Source organism: Kitasatospora sp. NPDC057595, assembly GCF_042800875.1.
Taxonomy (GTDB): domain Bacteria; phylum Actinomycetota; class Actinomycetes; order Streptomycetales; family Streptomycetaceae; genus Kitasatospora.
The window spans coordinates 115,475-133,507 of record NZ_JBHVGL010000006.1; the positions used below are offsets into that span (position 1 = coordinate 115,475).

Sequence of the window (18,033 nt, forward strand, 5' to 3'; positions counted from 1 at the left end):
CCTGCGCGGAACCTGCGCGGACCGCTCAGACCCTGGGCGGACCGCTCAGAACCGCAGCGACCAGCCGTTGATCGTGCCGGGGAAGTAGCCGCCGACGTCGGTCACCCGCAGCCGCCAGACCCCGGCCGCGGTGTGCGCGGAGGCGTCCACGCCGTAGACGGCGACGAGGTTCGTGTAGGCCTCCCCGATGTTGGTGTCGTGCAGCAGGAACGCCGCGCCGTCCGGGGCGACGAGCTCCACCTTGAGGTCCCCGCGCCACCAGTAGGCGATGTCCACGGAGACGTCGAGGTCGCGGGGCGCCTTGCCGGCGACCCCGGTGACGGTGACGGGCGACTCGACCGTGCCGATCCCGTCGAAGGCCACCGGCCCCGGGGCGGCGAACAGCGGGCCGCGCGGCCGGTTCGGCACCGTGCCGGTGTACAGCAGGCGGTCCGGGGAGCCCGTGCCGAGCCCGTGCAGCGCGCCGACGGTCGCCGCCGAGGTCAGCGCCGCGGACACCTGGGCGGGGGTGGCGCCCGGGTGCGACGCCAGGTAGAGCGCGGCGGCGCCCGCCGCGTGCGGGGCGGCCATCGAGGTGCCCGACATGTCGATGCCCAGACCGCCCATGTCGACCACGTGCCACACCGAGGTGATGTCCACCCCCGGCGCGTAGAGGTCCACCAGGGGACCGTAGTTGGAGAACGAGGCTTCGACGTCGTCCCGGTCGGTCGCGCCGACGGTGATGGCGCTCGGCACCCGGGCCGGGGAGTGCTGGCTCGCGTCCACGCTCTGGTTGCCCGCGGCGACCGTGTAGGTCAGTCCCGCCGCGATGGACCCCGCGACCGCGGCGTCCATCACCGGGTCCGGGTCGCTGCCCAGGCTCATGTTGACCACGGCCGGTCGGACGGCGTGCTTGGTGACCCAGTCGATGCCCGCGACCACCTGCTCGGTGGTGCCCTCGCCGTCGTCGTTGAGCACCCGCACGGCGACGATCTTCGCGGCCTTGGCGACCCCGAAGGACGCGCTGGCGACCGTCCCCGCGACATGGGTGCCGTGGCCGTGGCCGTCGTCCGCGACGTTGTCGCCGTCGATCGCGTCGTAGCCGTAGGAGGCGCGCCCCTCGAACTCCTCGGCGGTGATCCGCACCCCGGTGTCCACGATGTACGCCGTCACCCCCGCGCCCGCCGTGTCCGGGTAGGCGTAGCGGTCGTCGTACGGGAAGCGGCGCTGGTCGATCCGGTCCAGGCCCCAGGACCCCGGCGCCGTCTGCACGCCGTCGGCCCGCACCCGGCGGTTCTGCGAGACCAGCGCCACCGACGGGTCGGCGGCCAGCCGGCGGGCCTGCTTCCCGGTGAGGCCGGCGGAGAAGCCGCGCAGCGCGGCGTCGTAGCTGCGGTGGACCGTGCCGCCGTAGGCGCGGGCCAGCGCCGCCGCGCCGTCCGCCACCGAACTCCCCTTTGCGGCAGTGGGCTTGAGCACCACCAGATAGCTTCCGGGGACGGCGGAGGGCGAGCCCTCGCCCTGCACCACCCCCTCCGGGACCGCCGCCGCGGCGGGGAACACCCCGCCGGCCCCGATCGTCAGGACCGCCGCCGTACCGAGCACCGCGCAGACCCTGCGCAGCCGTTGCCCTGGAGCCATCGTCCCATCCCCCTCCGATGTCGACCTGTCGAAAAGCCTGATGGATCGTCAGTTCCTTGGCAACCACCGACTGTTGGGCTCCGTCCGACGCGGGCCCGACGGGACGGGACAACGGTCGGTGCGCGATGCGCCCGGGACTGACACCGTGCCGGGCGGTGCGCTATCTTCCGTACGGAATCGCCCCGTTGGGGCGGGGTTGCCGACCGGGTGGGGGCAGGCACCATGCACAGCGCGCGTGACGTCACCGGATCCGACGGGGGGCCGGGCAGACCCGGCGGTGCCCCGGTCGCCCGCTTCGTCCGCGGTCCGTTCAGCGGGCTCGACGCCGCGGACCTGCGGGAACTCGGGCGGTTGGGCACCCGGCGGGTGTACGCCCCCGGCGAGGCCCTGATGATCGAGGGCGAGCCGGGCGACCGGGCCGCCCTGCTGCTGACCGGCTGCGTCAAGGTGGTCGCCACCACCGAGGACGGTGGCGAGGCCCTGCTCGCCGTCCGACTGCCAGGTGAACTCCTCGGTGAACTGGCCGTGCTGGACGGCGAACCGCGCTCGGCCAGCGTCCTCGCCGTACGCACCAGCACCACCCGCGAGATCGGCGGCCCCGCCTTCCTCGACTTCCTGGCCGACCGGCCCGCCGCCGCCCTCGCCGTCCAGCGCTCGGTCACCCGCAAGCTCCGCTCCGCCACCCGCCACCGGGTCGACGCCGGCCACGGCACCGGCCTGGCCCGGCTCGCCCGCACCCTGCACACCCTGCTCGGCTCCTACGGCGCCCCCGGCGAGGACGGCCTGCGGATCGACATCCCGCTCAGCCACGCCGACCTGGCCGCGCTCGCCCGGCTCTCCCTCGCCAGCGTCGAACGCTCGCTGCGCACCCTGCGGGACCAGGGCGCGGTCCGCACCAGCTACCGCGAACTCGTGGTCCGCGACCCGGATCTGCTCGCCCGGGCGGCCGGTGTGCCGCTCCCCGCGGACGGCGGTGGCCGGTCATGAGCGACGCGGTGGCGCCCCGGCTGCGCCGGATCTGCCTGGTCGTCGACATCGAGGCCTACAGCGGCCGGCCGTACCGGGTGCAGCAGAAGGTCCAGGAGCGGCTGGACCGCGCGCTGGACCACGCCTGCGGCCGGGCCGGCGTCGACCGGGCGCGCTGCGAGGCCCAGGACCGGGGCGACGGCCAACTGCTCCTGCTGCCGCCCGACGTCGACGAGGCGAAGGCGCTGCCGGGCCTGGTCCTCGGCCTGCGCGACGCGCTGCACACGCTCAACCGGGCACCCGGGACCGCCGGGCGGCTGCGGGTGCGGGCGGCCCTCGCCCAGGGCGGGGTGCAGCGGGCGGCGCTGGGCTTCGTGGCCCGCTCGGTGGAGACGGCCTGCCGGCTGCTGGACTGCCAGGAGGCCCGGGCCGCGCTCAAGGGCGCCCCGGACACCGACCTGGCGGTGGTGATCGCCGACGACCTGTTCACCGACACCGTCGCGGCGGGCGCGGACGGCGTGCCGGTCGAGGAGTTCACCGAGATCACCGTGGCGATCCCGGCCAAGCGCTTCGAGGCGCGCGCCTGGGTGGGCACGCCCCGCTCGGGCGCGCTGGTGCCGATGCCCTCACCCGCCCCGGCCGGCTCCCGCCGCCGGGCGGCGGGCTCGGCGCTGCTGCGCGGGCTGGGCGACGCGCTGGCCGGCGCCGCCCTGGGCGTCACCCCGCCGCACCACCACGACGACGGCCACCACGGGCACCACGGCCACCACGGCCACCACGGGCAGCCCGACCAGGACGCGCACCACGACCGGGACCACCACCACGGGCACGACGACGGGCACCACCCGGACCACCGGACGGACCACCTCCCGGACCACCACGACGACCACTGGCAGCACCACGACGGCTACGACACCGATGCCTGGTCCACCGACCCGCACCACCACCACGACCCGCACCACGACGACGCCGGAACCCCGTACGACGACCACCACGACCCGCACGGCCACCAGGACCACCAGGACCACCACGGCCACGAGCCGCCCGACGACCCGTCGGACCACTGGGGGCACGGGCCGCACCACTGAGCCGGTCGGCCGCCCGGGTCGGTGGCCGCTCCTCGGCTCCGAACAGCCGCCGTCCAGGTGGTTCCCGTGCGCCTCGACGGTGACGGCCTTCCCGGGCCGACCGCCGACGCAGGAGCCGGCGCCCGGGATGCCGGGCTGGAAGGGCACCCCGCCGCCACCCGAGACCACGAACTGGGGGCTGTTGCACGGATAGCCGAGCGACTCCAGGAAGCCCCTCCCGGAGGCGGAGATCGACGGCGACCGCCGCGTCCTCGACCGGCCGGTGGCCCGGGACCCGGACGCGTAGCCACGGCCGGCCTTCGGCCTGCGGCCCCTCGTCACCGCAGGGGGCCGAGGTCGCCGTTGACGACGGTCTCGGTGATCAGAGGGCGGCCGAAGAGCGCGAGGATCTCGTCCGCCAGCGCCATGACGGGCCGCGTGCCGTTCCTGCCGAACGTCCGGATCGCGGCGGCCGAGAGGCCGCGCGGAACGGCCCCGGCGTCGAGCAGGGCGCGCCAGTCCTCGGGCGCGAGTTCGAGGAACTCCAGCCCGGTCAGCGCGGCGATCTCCAGCGGGTCGGCCAGCGTGCCGGGGTAGGCGCACAACGTGCGCAGCCGGGGCAGGCCGACGACGGGGGCGAGGCTCAGCGGCGCACCGGTCCACGCCCCGATCTGCAGGACCTCCAGCGCCGGATGGGCGGCCCCCTCGACACTTCCGATGCTCCGGTCGTGGACGATGGCCCTGACCGGTCGCTTGTCCCCGCGGTACCCGGTGTTCCAGCTCCGCTCCGGGCCGAGGACCAGGCCGGTGAGCGATTCGGCCCACAACGACGCTCCGACGCTCTGCTCGTGGTCGAGCACGATCACCTGGCCGAGGTGACCGCGGGGGCCCGGCGTCAGGTCGACGGCGACCTGGTCCCCTCCCCCGGTGACGCCGATGACGATCCATCCCGGGGAGCCGACGAGGTCCTGCACCGCGTCGTCGGGCCCGGTGAGAGCCGCCTCCATCGCCGCGTGCTCCCACTGGAACGACCAGCGGTGGGACAGGTGGGCGACGTCGAGGTGTTCCGGAGCGACCGGTTCGAAGCCGAGCGTCGCCACGAGGCGCCGGCCGGCCTCGGGGTCGGCCAGCCAGTCCTCCCACCCCGCGCGCGTCACCCGGTAGAGCGCCTTGACCTCCTCGGGCAGCGGAAGGCCCAGGCGCTGCTCGGCGGCGGCGATCTCCTCCTCGGTGGCCCCGATGGCGTCCGGCAGCCGTCCGCGAAGCGTCCGTTCCAGCAGTGCCGCGTCCGCCGACGGGGCCGGGCGGGCCCCGTCCGACGGCTCGGGCAGACGGCGCCACGGCTCGGGGACGGCGCCCTCGACCAGGGTCAGCGCGCCCACGGCCCTGCCGATGCCGGACACGGCCGCCGGACCGTGGTCGAACAGCCGCAGCACCGCCGCTCCGTCCGGCGGGATCTCCGCGGTGAACTCGATGTCGCTCACTCCGGCCCCGACGAGCGTGTCCCGCACCCGCTCGATCGCGTCGTGCTCCGCCTGGTTGTCCGACACCAGCATGGCCCGGCCGGGCTGCGGGTAGCGCCACTTCACGGGCACGCTGTACGAGCCGCGGCCGATGCTCCCCGCCACCTGGCCGCCGGGCACGGCCAGGGTCTGCGCGTGCGCGGCCCGCAGCAGCCGCAGCAGCGGCTCCCAGGTCCTGAAGTCGTACAGCGAGGACAAACGGGCCTCCGATGAGTGCGGTGATCGCGGCGTCCGCGATTGTGCCCGCCCCCTACGACAACCCCCTCGACCGGCGGATCCTCGTGAGGTCGGGCCTTTCCTTCGAGACGGCCGGATCGGGTGGAACTCCGTCCGCCGCATCCTGGCAGTCCCGGTCGCCGTGCGGACATCCCACGATCCTGGGAGGCGCCGGTCCTGCGGCGCCCGGAACCGCGCTGACCCTTCGTCATCACACCTTTGGACGAGGGCAGATGGAGCCCGGCGCGGCCGTGCGCCCGGAGCCCCGTCCTCCTCTTGACGGCGGCGGGCCGTGTCCACCATGGTGTGCACCACTCCCTCGCACCGCTGCCCCATCGGAACCCCCACCCGGAGACGGCATGCGTGCACCCGTTCACCCCCACCCCGCCACCCGCCGGCGCGGACGCGGCGGGCTGTCCGTCGGCCTCGCCGTCGCCGCCCTCACCGCGGCCGCCTCGACCGTCGGCCTGGCCGTCACGGCGGCCGATCCGCTCCCGAGGGTCGACCTGATCGTCAACGGGGCCTTCGACTCGTACCCCTGGATCTGGACGTGCGACCCCGAGGTCCGGACCAGCAGCATCCCGCACGACCACTACGTGTCGGGTGCGCCGACCGCCACCGGCAACGCGCGATGCGCCCAGCGGGTGCGGGTCCAGCCGAACTCCGACTACACGCTCTCCGCCACGGTGCGCGGCGCGTACGCCTTCGTCGGCGTCACCGGCGCGGCCGGTGAGAACGCCTCCACCTGGTCGAGCCAGAGCAGTTGGAACAACCTGTCGGTGCAGGTCACCACCGGACCGGCCACCACCGAGCTGACCGTGTACTTCCACGGCTGGTACGAGCAGGCGGCCTACGACGTACGGCGGGTGTCCTTCGTCGGCCCCGGCTTCGAACCGAGCCCGTGCGGTGAGTCGGCCACCCCGTCGCCGACGGCGACCGGCCCCGCGACCCCCTCGCCGTCCCCCACCTGCCGGCGTACGTACATCCCCTGACGGCCGACCGCCCCCCACCTCGCATCGGAGGATGCCATGCGCTCGTTCCGCCCCCGCCCTCGGCCCCGCCACGCCCATCGCGGCAGCTCCGTCGGCGCCGCCCTCGGCGCCCTCGTCCTGGCCGGCACCGCCGCCCTCACCGCGCACGGGACCGCCACCGCCCAGCCCGCGCCGCTGGACTGGATCCAGAACGGCAACTTCCGCTACCCGCTCTCCCTGGGCTGGCACTGCCAGGGCGAGTTCGTGCAGACCGGCCAGGTCGTCGAAGGCCGCCCCAGCGGAACGGACTACGCCGGCTGCACGCAGACGGTACCGGTCGTGCCCGACACCCGGTACCAGTTCTCGGCGTACATGTCCGGCCCCTACACCTTCGTGACCATCTCCGGGACCGGGACGGACACCGGGACGGTGACGCTCTGGGACAGCGGGACGACCTTCAAGTCCCTGGCCACGACCCTCCTCATCGGCGACTCCCGGGAGGTCACCGTCACCTTCCACGGCTGGTACGGCCAGGGGCCGTACCAGGTCAGCCAGGTCCAGATGATCGGGCCGATCTACCCGAGCGGGTGCGAGTTCCCCACCCCCACCCCGGGGGTGCCGGCCCCGACCTCCACCAAGCCCTGCATGCCCCGCCCGACCACGCCCCCGACCGGCCCCGGCGTCCCCACCCCCACACCCACCGCGCCCTGACGGGCGCCTTCCCACGGCGCGCGTCAGGCGGGCGGGGTCGCGAAGTAGACGCCCTCGCACAGTTCGCGAGCGATCCGCGCGTAGCGGCCGACGTCGCGCAGCGGGCCGTCCTCCAGGCGGCGCCAGTCCCGGACCGCCCGTGCCGCCGCCCGGCGAAGGTCGGCGGGGCCGGTGTCGTCGGGCAGGCGCAGCCGGGCGGCGGGGGTGCGGCCGGTGGCGAGGGCGATCAGGGCGGCGGCGGTGTCCTCGTCGACTTCGAGCCGCTGCCCGGCCACCGCGGCCAGGGCCCGGGCGAGTTCGTGACGGCGCAGTTCCGGGTGACCGCGCAGCTCGCCGATCCGGGTGCGGGCCTCCCGCAGGACGTCGGCGGGCAGGCCCTCGCCGGAACCGAGGGCCGTCTCGACGGCGCCCAGCGCGGCGGCCGACCGCAGCGCGTCGGCGGCGTCGACGAAGCGAAGCCGCAGGTGCTCGACGACGGCGGCGATGCCGGAGGCCGCCCGGAACTCGGCGAGCAGGGCGGCGGCCCCGATCGGGCGGCCCTCGGCCCGGGCCCGGCGGGCGGCGGTCAGGGCGGTGTCGATGCCGTGGACGCCGAGCAGGCCGAGCAGCCGTTCCCGTTCGGGGCGGGTGAGCGGCGCGTCGTCCCAGTCGAGGAAGCGCCGGCCGGAGTAGAGGGCGCGGCGCAGCGCGCCGGCGGGGGCCTCGGCGAGTCGGCGGACCAGGGCGGCGTCCGGTTCGGTGAAGTCGTCGCCGAGGGCGGTCTGGGCGAGCAGGCCGACCACCGGGAGCACCTCGTCGACCAGTCCGGCGAGCCGGCCGGCGTTGGTCGCGGCGACCTGCCGGGCGCGCGGCCAGGGGTCGCCGTGGCCCTCGCCGAGCAGGTCGATCCGGCTGAGCACGCCGACGGCGTTGAGCGCGGTCATCCGGCCGTCGGCCTGGGAGCGCAGGGCGCCCAGCGCCTCGGCGTCGCCCGCGCCGGGGTGCGGCATGACGTAGATCATCGCATCGGCGCGGGCGAGGGCGTCCAGCGCGGGCTCGTCGAGGCCGCTGAGCGAGTCGAGGCCGGGGGTGTCGACGAGCACGCAGTCGCCGGCGGGCCGCAGCCCGGCGGCCTCGACGACGACCTCGGCGATCCGGTCGGTGCTCACGCCGAGGTCCCGGGGGTCGCGCGGCAGACCGCCGGCCTGCCAGTGGGCGGTGCCGTCCCGCTGCCGGACCTGGATCCGGTTGAGCCGGCCGGGCCGGAACCAGGCGACCACCGTGGTGCACTCGGTGGCGGCCGAAGCGGCGAGCCGCCGGCCGAGCAGGGCGTTCACCAGGGTGGACTTGCCCGCGTTCATCCGGCCGCCGACGGCGATCCGCAGGGTGCGCTCGGCCAGCCGTTCGTGGACCGCCCGGACCGCCTCCGCGGTCGGCCCGGGCGGCAGCCTGTCCGCCAGCCCGGCGCAGAACGCGGCCACCACCGGGGCGAGTTCCGCGTCGGGCGCGGGGACGGTCACCGCCTCACCGCCCGGGCGGGCGCGCCGGCCGGCGGGGCGGTGCCGCGCTGCTCGCGGTCCAGCAGTTTCGCCAGGCGCCGGGCCGGGCGGCTCAGTACGGCCAGCTCCTCCTTGCGCTCGCGCAGCTCCTCCTCCCAGTACTTGAGCCGCTTGGCCGCGCTCTCCACACCCTTGAACCAGGAGACCAGGCTGTCGACGCCGTTGGCCTCCTTGCGCAGGTCCTTGACGAAGCCCTTGGCCGTCTCCAGGTGCCCCGCCACCTGCCGCTCCTGGTGGCTGAGCAGGGTGGACAGGCACCACAGCACCGGCACGGCGACGCCGCGCGGCGAGGGTCCGCAGGAGACCGCGACCGCCGTCCCGCGGACCCGGCCGCCCTCGGCCACCAGCTCCTCCAGCGGGCCCATGGCCGCCCGGGCACGGGCCCAGTCGGCCGGGTCCCTCACCAGGTCGGCCTTGGTGTAGGCGAGCACGACCGGCAGCGGCGTCTGCTGTCCGTCGACGGCACGGTGCAGCAGGACGACGGTGCGGCGCACCTCCTCGTGGGAGTCGGGGTCGGTGGCGAGGCGGTGGGCGTCGGCGAAGACGACCACCGCGTCCGCGTGGGTGAGCCGTTCCAGCAGCTGCGCGGTCTCCGGGTCGTCGGCGGCGGAGCTGGTGAGCGCCCCGCCCCGGTAGTCCGTCCACGCGAAGCCGAGGATCTCGCTCCGCCCGTATCGCAGGCCGGCCGTCAGCTCGGTGCGCCGCGAGGACGGCGGCGGGTAGACGCCTTTGCCCAACCGGCGCCCGGTGGAGGTCAGTTCGTCGGCGGTGCGGCGGTCGGCGGTGACCAGCCGGAAGCCCTTGCGGTCGCTCGCGAGGTGGGTGAACATCGCGGCCAGGTAGCTGCTCTTGCCCGCGCTGCTGTGGCCGAGGGCGACCACCCGCAGGTTCATCAGGTCCATGCGGTCAGCTCCGGTACGGGTCGGGTGTGCCGGGGGTGGCGCCGAGCGCGTGGGCGAGGGCGAGGCCCTCGTCACGCAGGGCGGTGAGCGAGCCGATCCGGCGCTTGGCGCGGTCCCGGGCGGCGCCGAGGTCGGCCGCGGCGGTGGCCAGGTTGCGGCGGTGGTCGGCGAGTTGGCGCTCCAGCCGGAGCCGCTCGTCGGCGATCGCCTGGTCGAGCGCGACGGCGAGCCGGTCGGTCAGTTCGTCGACGTGGGCGGTGATCTGGGCGGGGATCTCGGTGCTCAGCTCGGTGAGCACCCGGTTGAGGTGGCGGGTGGCGTCGCCGCGCACCCGGCCGAGCTCGGCACGCTGGCGACGGCGGCGGGTGAGCACGGCGAGCATCGCGTAGCTGGCGACGGCGGGCAGCAGCACGCTGCTGGTGACCAGGGCGACCACGGTGCCGAAGGTGGCGGCGGTGCCGACCGACGGGATGACGCTCTCGATCACACCCAGGGCGCCGCCTTCCCGATGGGTGGAGTGCACCATCTCCGGCAGCGCGGCGCCGCGTTCGGCACGGATCAGGGCGCCGCCCTCGACCGTGGCGAGCTCCGTTCCGGGCCGTCCGGCGGGCCCCCGGCCGGCATCCGGCCGTCCGGCGTCGAGCACCGTGGCGCACTCGCTCCGCACCCGCTCCTCCAGGACGGCGAGACCGCGCCGGGCGGCGTTGTCCAGCTGCAGCCAGACCGCCTCCACCTGGGCCTCCAGTTCGGCCGGGAACTCCTGGGCCAGAGCGGCGGGTTCGGCGGTGGCGATCTTCGCCTCGGCGAGCTGGCGGACGTCGTTGAGGCTGCGCCGGAAGCCGAGCTGGAGGGTGTTCTTGAGATCGCGGGCGCCGGTCGACAGAGCGCGCCGCCACTGGGCGCTCTCCGGCTGGAGCAGGCGCAGCCCCTCCTCGGCTCGCTCCACCTCGGCGGCCAGGGTCGGGTCCTGCTGCAGCGAGCGCAGGTGCAGCTCCTGGTCGGCGAGCGGGGCGGCGAGCGCGGCGAGACCGACGTGCACCACGTTGGCGAGCCGCAGGTCGGCGGCGCGGGCGGCGATCCGTCGGCGCAGCAGCGCGTCCAGCGGTTCGAATCCGCTCTCCTCCAACAGTTCTTCCGCGTCCTGGAGTTCGCCCGATCCGGCGGCGTCGGCGGCGTCCCGACGGGCCCGGTTGCTGACCGGGAACCAGGGGGCTTCGGCGTGCCGGGGGGCGTGCCGGGCGAGCAGTTCGCGGTTGCGTTCGAGAACGGCGGGCCAGGCGTCGTGGCTGTCGGTCTTGGTGAGCACGAAGACCGTCTCGGCGGTGCGCTCGGTCGCGCGGGCGAGGAAGTCCAGTTCGGAGCGGGTGAGTTCGCTGGATCCGTCGACCACGAAGACCAGCGCGTCGGCGTTCTCCAGGGCGGCCAGGGCGAGTTGGGCGTGGCCGCTGACCAGGCCGCCGACGCCGGGGGTGTCGACGAGTTCCAGGCCGGCGGCGAGCAGCGGGACGGGCAGTTCGACCTCGACGTGGTGCACGTCGAGGCGGTGCGGGCGGCCGGTGGCCGGGTCGACGGCGGCGTACTCGGCGATCCGCTCCAGCGGGATCGGTTCGGGGGTGCCGAGGGTGCCGGGGGTGCCGGGGGTGCCGTCGGGCGGATTGGGGCCGGGCAGCAGGAAGGCCTCGGCGCGCGGTCGTTCACCGTGGCGGACGACGACGTGCACGCCGGTCGCCACGTCGGCGTCGACCGGGAGGAGGTCCCAGACGCCGACCAGGCTGTTGATGGTGGAGCTCTTGCCGCGCTTCTTCTCGCCGACGACGACCAGGGAGGCGGCGCCGGCGGCGGCCCGGGCGGCCTCCGCGCGGACGCGCCGGGCGCCGTCGGCGGCGGCCTCGGTGCCGGTGCCGGTGCTGCTGCCGGCGCTCCGGCCATCGTCGGGGGTCTCGGCGGCGGCGCGGGCGGCGCGTTCGAGGAGGTCGGCGGTGCGGGTCGCGAAGTCCAGCACGCGGGCGCGGGACGGGGCTTCGGGGCGGGGCCGGGTCATGAGGGCTCTCCCGTGGCGGGGTCGGTCCGGTCGGCGGGGTCGGCGGGGTGGGCGGGGTCGGCGGGGTCGGCGGGGTGGGCGGGGTCGGCGGCCGGGGCCGGGGCCGCCGGTGCGACGGGCGGCGGTGCGACGGGCGGCGGCTCGGGCTCGTCGTCGAACTCGCCGAACATGCCCGACAGGTTGGCCTCCTTCGGGTCGACCGACCGGGTGCGCCAGCGCGGCCGCTCGTCGGTGCCCGGACGGGGCGCACCGGGCCCGGGCTCGCCGCCGAACGGCGCCGGGCGCGCCGGTCCGGAGCCCGGCTCGCCCAAGCCGTCGTACGGGTCACGACCGGTGGCCGGGTACGGGCCCGCCACCGGGTACGGGCCCGCCGCCGGGTGCGGCGCGGTGACCGGGTGCTGGCCGGGCGGAGGCTCTCCGCCGGGGCGCTTCCCGGTGGCCGGCCGGTCGGTCTCCGACCGCCCCCGGTGCTTCGGTGCGGCGTCCCGGCGCTCCGGTTCGCCCTGCCCGGCCTGTTCCTGCTCGGGATCCTCCGACCAGAAGGCGTCGACCACGGCCCTCCGGAGCTTCCCCAGGCCGCGCGCCCCTCGCACCCACCCGGACGAGCCCGGCTTCGCCTCCGACCCCTGCTCGGGCGTCGGCCCGAACTGCGATGGCCTCGGAGGTGTCGGCGGCGCGGGCGCGAGCGGGGGCGGGGGCGGGGGCGGCGGGGGTCGCAGCAGCTCGTACCCGCGGCAGTCCGCGCTGGTCAGATGGGTGATCCGCCCCGCGTCGGCGTCCGAGCGCCGCCGCCAGCCGGTGACCAGCACGCACCTGCCGAGCCCGGCCACGGCCGCCGCCCAGAGACCGGGGGCGTCCGCCTCGGGCAGCAGGTGGCCCCCCGCCGGATGGGCGGGCCGCCAGGCCGGCGGCAGCAGCACCGGGGCCGCCGACCCCGCGGCCCCGGGCGCCCCTTCCGCGTGCTCCGCGTGCTCCGGCCAGGGGGCGGCGACCGGCCGGGTGGTGCGCGGCTCGGCCTCGTCCCGGCCGACCGCCTCCCAGGTCGGGGCGATCCACTCGGTGTAGACCGGTCCGGCCCAGTCGGCCAAGTGACCTGCCAGCTCGTCGAGTTCGGGGATCCGCCCACCGGTGCCGGCCGACCCGGGCCGGTACCAGCCGACGAAGCCGTACAGCGGTCGCCCGAAGCGGTCCTGCACCATCACCCGGCTGATCAGGCCCAGCTCGCAGGCGACCCCGATCAGGACGCCCCGGCCGTCGCGGTGCAGCAGGAAGCGCGGGCCGTACTCCAACCGGATCCCGCCGGCGACGGCGGCGCGCACGGCGTCCCCCACCGGCCCCTGCCGGTCGACCCCCGCGGGCAGCGCCCGCCACCACTGGTCGACCCGCAGGGTCCGCCCGTAGACGACCGCCGACCAGCCGCCGGGCGCGGCACTCCCCGCCGTTCCGGCGACGGCGGCGGCGCGCTCGGACTCGGGCCCGTGGTTCGTCGCACTCGTCATGGCATTCGTCCGTCCGTCAGTCCTCGGTTCCACGGCCCGTCCATCCCGTCCCGCCCCGTCCTGTCCGTCCCGCCCGTCCTGCCCATCAGTCCGTCAGCAGCCGGCCGTCGCGGAAGATGGCGACCCCGCGCAGTTCCTCGTCCAGCTCCCGGCAACGGTCCTGGGCCCGCTCCAGGTCGGCCGAGGTCGCCGAGCTGCTCGCGACCAGCCGGTCGATCTCCTGCCGGGCGCTGGTCTTCTGCGCGCCCTTGAACAGTCCGCCGAACAACCCCTGGCTGAGCGCGGCCAGTTCACCGCGCGAGGCGTCCAGGCTGTCGGCGAGCCGGCCCATCTCCTGCCGGTTCCGCACGATGCCCTCGCTGAGGTAGTGGCGGAGGCTGAAGATGATCGGCAGGTGGAGGTTCTTCGGGGCGATCCGGCTGGCGTCCACGGTGGCCTGGGCCGCCGCGCCGAAGTTGCCGAGCTGGACGGCGCAGAGGGCCACCGTGACGCCCTCGGCGTCGTCGCCCCCCAGCACCGGGACCAGCCTGGGGAAGTTCCGGCCGGCCGTCTGGAGCGCCTCGGAGGCCCGCAGTCCGGTGCGCTCGGCCAGCAGGTCCGCCTTGGTGAGCAGCACGGTGACCCCGGGGACCGGCTCGCGTTCCGCCAGGCGCTCGCTGAACACCCGGGAGATCGCGCGGCTGAAGCGGGAGATCTCCATCGGGTCGTCGTCCCGGTCGAGGTTGCCCGGCGCGCCGTGCTTGATCCACTCGGCCACGTGCTCGGAGTCCAGCGCCAGGATGATGCTGTCGGAGCGCATCAGCCGGTCCTCCAGCAGCGCGACGTCCTCGGCGGCGTTGCGGCGGTCCAGGGCGGCGTTGCCGCGGAAGTCGACGCAGTCGATCTTCATGAGGTCGCGCATGCCCCGGCGGAACACGAACTCGTAGGAGATCGGCCGGTCCGAGGTGGCCTTGGGCATGGTGCCGGTGCGGCGCAGCCGGGCCCAGTCCTCGGCGAGGTCGAGGTCGAGGTCCGGGTCGGTGGTGTAGAGGTAGTAGCCCTGCACACCCATGGAGAGGCGGTTGTACATGCCGTGCAGGTAGGCGGTCTTGCCGGAGCCGCTGGCGCCGAGCATGGTCATGGTGAGGGTGGGAACCGTCATGGTGCGCTGTCCTTCGTCTCGCGGGGTCGGGGGTGGCGCTGTTCGGTGTCCAGGGGGTGGGGCGGGTGCTCACCCGCTCGGTGGGCGTCAGAACGAGAGGACGTCCGCCAGCAGTTCGCCGAGCCGGTCGGCGGGCTCCACCAGCGGTTCCAGGCGGGCCAGTTCGGCGGCGGCCCGGGAGCGGTCGCGGTCGCGGATGGAGGCCCAGGACGGCTCGTCCTCCCACCAGCTGCTGATCCGGTCCCAGAGGGTGTCGCGCTGGTCGGCGAGCCGCGCCGAGGCCATCAGCCGCTCGATCGAGGCGGACAGCTCCATGGCCCGGCCGATGATGCCGAACCTCAGCGTCCACAGCACCGGCAGCGCCACGCCCTCCGGCTCCGGTCCGCAGACCAGCGGGATGAACGCCCCCTGGATGTGCCGGGTCTCCTGGACCGCCTCGATCAGCGGGAGGAACGGGACGAAGAAGCGCTCCTCCGCGTCGGGGGCGCCGAGGTCGACCAGGTCGGTCTTGGTGAGCGCGATCACCAGCGGGGTAACGCTCTCCTCGCGGTCGGTGACGGCCTGGTGGACGCGGACGACGAGCCGGCGGACGTCCTCGGCCGCCTCGGGGTCGGTGTCCAGACGCAGGGCGTCGACGAAGAGCACGATGCCGTCCGCCGCGACCAGGTCGTCGTGCAGTTGGGCGGCCTGCCGGCTGGAGCGGCGGTGTTCGGTGAGCGCGCCGCCGCGGTGGTCGGTCCAGCGGAACGGGAAGATCCCGTCGCCGTCGTGGCAGAGCACGAACTCGTAGCAGCGGGGCCGGTCGCTGGCGCGGGGGTAGCGACCGCGCAGGATGGCGCGCGCGTCGGCGAGCAGCGAGCGGTGGGCGTCACGGTCGTCGGTGCGCAGGGTCATGCCCTCGACCCCGTCACACATGGCGGCGTACATGAGGGAGAGGTAGCTGGTCTTCCCGGCCGCACTGTGGCCGAGCATCACGATGTCCATGGGGTTCCTCGCGGCTCTCGCGGGTCCTCGGGCGGGGCGGTCCGCGCTCCGACCGACTGTTTCCGGACCGGCCGTTTCCGGACCGGCCGCTTTCGGGGCAGGGAGGGGCCGGGCAGGGCGGGGCCAGGCAGGGTGAGGTGGAGTGACTACGGCGACGTGGACGGCAGACGTGCTCAGAACCAGAGTTCTGGATCGACCTCGTCCGGGTAGTGGGCGACGGTCCAGCGGCGGGGGCCGTCCGCCGACGCGGCTTCCTGTGCGGCCTCCTCCCCCGCATCCGTTCCGGTGTCGGCGCCGGCCGGGGCGGGCGGGTCGGTGAGTGCGCCGAGGGCCACGGCGGCCTTCGGGTCGGCGGCCAGGTCGGGGATCCGGCCCAGCCGGGTGGCGACCAGGTCGGCCACCGGCGGCGTCCTGCTGGCCGCGCCGCAGAGCACGACGGCTCCCAGCTCGGCCGGGGTCAGCCCGGCCCGGGAGACGGTCCGCTCCAGCAGCTCGATCGAGGCGGTGAGCGCCGGGGCGACGGCCGCCCGGTATTCGCCGCCCTGGACGACGAACGGCTCGGGGTAGCCCGGCACCGCGAGGTACACCGTGCCGGTGCTCGACAGGGACTCCTTGGCCAAAGTCAACTCGCGGGCGAGCTGGGCGCGTTGATGGGTCGAGGTGGGCGTCCGGTCGGCCCAGAGCCGCTGCCACGGTTCGGGGTCGAGGTCCAGCGCCCGGTCGCGGAGCAGTTCGAACAGGGCCTGGTCGAGGTCGCGGCCACCGAAGTCCGGGTCCCCGGCCACCGCGACGGCCCGGAAGCCCGCCCCCTCGCGGCGCAGCACGGCGGTGTCCACGGTGCCGCCGCCGAGGTCGTAGACGGCGATCGGCCCGGCGCCCTCCGCCTGGACCTCCGCCGCGTGGAAGCGAGCGGCGGCCACCGGCTCGGGCAGCAGTTCCGGCGCGTCCAGCCCGGCCAGCCGGGCGGCCTCGACCAGCCGGTCCAGATCACCCGGGGACCAGTCGGCCGGGTGGGTGAGCACGGTGCGCGCCGGCTCCGTCCCGCCACGCTGCGCCCGCGCCTCGTCCGCGGCACGGGCGAGCACGGCGGCGGCCAGCTCGACGGTGGCGACTTCGCCGCCGTCCAGCAGCACGGCCGACTGCCGGAGCAGCGCCCGCTTGGGGTGCAACTCGGCGCGTTCCGGCCGCTGGGCGGCGAGTTGGACGGCGGCCCGGCCGGTGAGCAGCCGGTCGTCGTCGTCCAGGCAGACCAGGGACGGCAGGTAGCGGCTGTTCTCGATCTCGACCGCCGTCACCACCACACCGGACGCCACCGCGCCGGACGCCGCCGTGCCGGCCTGCTCGACGCGTACGGCCGCGCTGGTGAAGCAGGTACCGAAGTCGATCGCCAACGACCAGTCAGACACGTGACCTCACAGGTGAGTTGCTGCGGCGCACGGGCGCACGGGCGGAGCGGGAAGTCGGGCCTCCGGCACCCCCGCCAGGATGGTAGGGCCCCGGGGGCAACTGTGGAGAAATTCGGCACATCTTGTAACAATGGCATGGCCGTTGCCGGTTGAGCACGGCCCGGACGCGCCGGGTGGCACCCCGCTCCCCCGGGCCGGGGTGCCGCGACCAGTCTCGGCGCGGCGTTCGACCGAAACACCGTCAGGTGACCGAATTCGCGCAGCTCCTTATCGATTCGCCCTCTCGACCGGTCCGTGCAAGAGTCGGAACCGGACAGCGCGGGACACACCGCCACCCCGCGCAGGGAGGTTCCGATGAGCACGCCCGGCCCGACCACCGTCCCCGGGGCGTTCGCCACCGCTTACGGCGCCAACGGCCCCGCCGAACGCCGCTGGATCCGCGAACTCCCCACGATCGCCACGGACTTCCTCGACCGCTGGACGCTGAGCCCGGACGGTGCGCCCGCCCACGGCATGGCCTCCCTCGCCCTACCGGTCCGCCGCGCGGACGGCTCGCCGGCCGTGCTGCGGCTGCACCACGTCCGCCCCGAGACCGCCGGAGTGGCGGCCGGACTACGCGCCTGCACCCAGATCGCCATCGCCACCACCCTCCTACGCCACCGCAGCGGATAGCCCCCCGTAGAGCTGCACAGGAAGTCGGCCCACCCGACTTCCTGTGCAGCCCCACTCCCCACCCAAACCCGGCCACACCCCTCCCACCACCACGGCACACCCGATCCCCATCAAGCAGGTCCGCATCACGGTGCCCTTGGGCTCCCGGTCGGCAACCTGCCGATGAAGCAGACGGAGCGTCGGCGCAACCTTGATGGCGGGCGGACCGCCCCGGCGGCCGCGCCCGCCGGGGCAGCCCGCGCGGGCGTGGACCGGGCGCGCCGGGCGCGCGCCAGCTTCTCTTCCATCGGCCACCCGGCCGTGGGCCGGAACCGGCCGGGTGACCGACCGGTTGCACTCGCGTGAACCACGTCCGCCGCGCCGTTCGCGGTACCGCACTTTTCGTCACCCGTATCTGCTCCGCCGTCGAGCGCCTCGACGCCCGCGCCGACGCCGCCCTGCGGGCTCGGCTGCGCCCGCTGGTCACCCGCCTTGCCGGTCTGGTGCAACGGATGGCCGCCGCGAACTGCAGCGACGCCCTCACCCGTCACCTCCCCTGCCGCACCGCCCGCGAGCGCACCCCCGACCCCTCCGGAGCCACCGACCCGTCACCGCTCGACGACTGACCGACGACTGGTAAACGGCCGAGCGGTACCTCGGCACGGACGAGGACCACCGCCCGCGCCACCCGGTGGAGGTGTCCGCCGAACGGGCCGGGCGTGCCCTCGCCGCCCGCCTCTCGGTGCCCTTCCACTTCGCCTCCCCGGACTCCCCCGACGACGAGGCGCCGCGCCGGC

15 protein-coding genes are annotated in these 18,033 nt (G+C 75.5%); 6 read left to right on the plus strand and 9 right to left on the minus strand.

What is annotated here, in order from left to right; genetic code table 11:
- Positions 1 to 45 precede the first annotated feature (45 nt).
- On the minus strand, positions 46 to 1,620 hold the full coding sequence (locus ACFU9E_RS12205) for a S8 family serine peptidase (protein WP_380682985.1): 1,575 nt from the start codon (positions 1,618 to 1,620) through the stop codon (positions 46 to 48).
- 222 nt (positions 1,621 to 1,842) lie between these two features.
- Here ACFU9E_RS12205 and ACFU9E_RS12210 point away from each other — a divergent pair, with 222 nt between their 5' ends.
- Both ACFU9E_RS12210 and ACFU9E_RS12215 read left to right on the plus strand, forming a co-directional pair.
- Complete coding sequence (locus tag ACFU9E_RS12210; protein WP_380682986.1) at positions 1,843 to 2,607, plus strand: Crp/Fnr family transcriptional regulator; 765 nt, start codon at positions 1,843 to 1,845, stop codon at positions 2,605 to 2,607.
- Entirely contained in the window at positions 2,604 to 3,674 is a 1,071-nt protein-coding gene (locus ACFU9E_RS12215) for a hypothetical protein (RefSeq protein WP_380682987.1), read from the plus strand. Before ACFU9E_RS12210 ends, ACFU9E_RS12215 begins: the two co-directional genes overlap by 4 nt.
- A 317-nt stretch (positions 3,675 to 3,991) precedes the next feature.
- Here the strand turns inward: ACFU9E_RS12215 and ACFU9E_RS12220 are convergent, their stop codons facing one another.
- Positions 3,992 to 5,374, minus strand: coding sequence for an SMI1/KNR4 family protein (locus ACFU9E_RS12220; RefSeq protein WP_380682988.1), 1,383 nt, complete (start codon positions 5,372 to 5,374; stop codon positions 3,992 to 3,994).
- A 377-nt stretch (positions 5,375 to 5,751) separates the two neighbouring features.
- On the opposite strand from ACFU9E_RS12220, the gene ACFU9E_RS12225 reads away from it, so the two are divergent.
- Positions 5,752 to 6,384 (plus strand): hypothetical protein, encoded by a 633-nt coding sequence (locus ACFU9E_RS12225; protein ID WP_380682989.1) that lies wholly within the window; start codon positions 5,752 to 5,754, stop codon positions 6,382 to 6,384.
- Between the two features lie 36 nt (positions 6,385 to 6,420).
- Complete coding sequence (locus ACFU9E_RS12230; RefSeq protein WP_380682990.1) at positions 6,421 to 7,074, plus strand: hypothetical protein; 654 nt, start codon at positions 6,421 to 6,423, stop codon at positions 7,072 to 7,074.
- A gap of 23 nt (positions 7,075 to 7,097) precedes the next feature.
- On the opposite strand, the gene ACFU9E_RS12235 is transcribed toward ACFU9E_RS12230, so the two are convergent.
- The 7 genes from ACFU9E_RS12235 to ACFU9E_RS12265 form a co-directional block, all read right to left on the minus strand.
- Entirely contained in the window at positions 7,098 to 8,573 is a 1,476-nt protein-coding gene (locus ACFU9E_RS12235; protein ID WP_380682992.1) for a dynamin family protein, read from the minus strand.
- The gene (locus ACFU9E_RS12240) at positions 8,570 to 9,514 is read right to left on the minus strand and encodes a hypothetical protein (protein ID WP_380682993.1); all 945 of its coding nucleotides are present in this window, start codon (positions 9,512 to 9,514) and stop codon (positions 8,570 to 8,572) included. The genes ACFU9E_RS12235 and ACFU9E_RS12240 overlap by 4 nt, the downstream gene beginning before the upstream one ends.
- A 4-nt stretch (positions 9,515 to 9,518) precedes the next feature.
- Positions 9,519 to 11,555 (minus strand): dynamin family protein, encoded by a 2,037-nt coding sequence (locus tag ACFU9E_RS12245; protein WP_380714952.1) that lies wholly within the window; start codon positions 11,553 to 11,555, stop codon positions 9,519 to 9,521.
- Positions 11,552 to 13,054 carry a hypothetical protein gene (locus ACFU9E_RS12250; protein WP_380714954.1) on the minus strand — a complete coding sequence of 501 codons (1,503 nt, stop codon included), beginning with the start codon at positions 13,052 to 13,054 and terminating at the stop codon, positions 11,552 to 11,554. Before ACFU9E_RS12250 ends, ACFU9E_RS12245 begins: the two co-directional genes overlap by 4 nt.
- A gap of 85 nt (positions 13,055 to 13,139) precedes the next feature.
- Entirely contained in the window at positions 13,140 to 14,195 is a 1,056-nt protein-coding gene (locus ACFU9E_RS12255) for a hypothetical protein (protein ID WP_380686551.1), read from the minus strand.
- An 87-nt stretch (positions 14,196 to 14,282) separates the two neighbouring features.
- On the minus strand, positions 14,283 to 15,179 hold the full coding sequence (locus tag ACFU9E_RS12260; protein WP_380686549.1) for a hypothetical protein: 897 nt from the start codon (positions 15,177 to 15,179) through the stop codon (positions 14,283 to 14,285).
- Between the two features lie 173 nt (positions 15,180 to 15,352).
- Positions 15,353 to 16,585, minus strand: coding sequence for an Hsp70 family protein (locus ACFU9E_RS12265; protein WP_380686547.1), 1,233 nt, complete (start codon positions 16,583 to 16,585; stop codon positions 15,353 to 15,355).
- Between the two features lie 354 nt (positions 16,586 to 16,939).
- On the opposite strand from ACFU9E_RS12265, the gene ACFU9E_RS12270 reads away from it, so the two are divergent.
- On the plus strand, positions 16,940 to 17,257 hold the full coding sequence (locus ACFU9E_RS12270; RefSeq protein ID WP_380686545.1) for a hypothetical protein: 318 nt from the start codon (positions 16,940 to 16,942) through the stop codon (positions 17,255 to 17,257).
- 341 nt (positions 17,258 to 17,598) lie between these two features.
- On the plus strand, positions 17,599 to 17,862 hold the full coding sequence (locus tag ACFU9E_RS12275) for a hypothetical protein (RefSeq protein WP_380686543.1): 264 nt from the start codon (positions 17,599 to 17,601) through the stop codon (positions 17,860 to 17,862).
- Positions 17,863 to 18,033: the final 171 nt, after the last annotated feature.

Excerpts from the sequence above, each read along its gene's own strand:
- ACFU9E_RS12205 (WP_380682985.1), bottom strand. The coding sequence starts at position 1,620 with ATGGCTCCAGGGCAACGGCTGCGCAGGGTCTGCGCGGTGCTCGGTACG.
- ACFU9E_RS12210 (WP_380682986.1), top strand. The coding sequence starts at position 1,843 with ATGCACAGCGCGCGTGACGTCACCGGATCCGACGGGGGGCCGGGCAGA.
- ACFU9E_RS12215 (WP_380682987.1), top strand. The coding sequence starts at position 2,604 with ATGAGCGACGCGGTGGCGCCCCGGCTGCGCCGGATCTGCCTGGTCGTC.
- ACFU9E_RS12225 (WP_380682989.1), top strand. The coding sequence starts at position 5,752 with ATGCGTGCACCCGTTCACCCCCACCCCGCCACCCGCCGGCGCGGACGC.
- ACFU9E_RS12230 (WP_380682990.1), top strand. The coding sequence starts at position 6,421 with ATGCGCTCGTTCCGCCCCCGCCCTCGGCCCCGCCACGCCCATCGCGGC.
- ACFU9E_RS12240 (WP_380682993.1), bottom strand. The coding sequence starts at position 9,514 with ATGGACCTGATGAACCTGCGGGTGGTCGCCCTCGGCCACAGCAGCGCG.
- ACFU9E_RS12245 (WP_380714952.1), bottom strand. The coding sequence starts at position 11,555 with ATGACCCGGCCCCGCCCCGAAGCCCCGTCCCGCGCCCGCGTGCTGGAC.
- ACFU9E_RS12250 (WP_380714954.1), bottom strand. The coding sequence starts at position 13,054 with ATGACGAGTGCGACGAACCACGGGCCCGAGTCCGAGCGCGCCGCCGCC.
- ACFU9E_RS12255 (WP_380686551.1), bottom strand. The coding sequence starts at position 14,195 with ATGACGGTTCCCACCCTCACCATGACCATGCTCGGCGCCAGCGGCTCC.
- ACFU9E_RS12260 (WP_380686549.1), bottom strand. The coding sequence starts at position 15,179 with ATGGACATCGTGATGCTCGGCCACAGTGCGGCCGGGAAGACCAGCTAC.
- ACFU9E_RS12270 (WP_380686545.1), top strand. The coding sequence starts at position 16,940 with ATGAGCACGCCCGGCCCGACCACCGTCCCCGGGGCGTTCGCCACCGCT.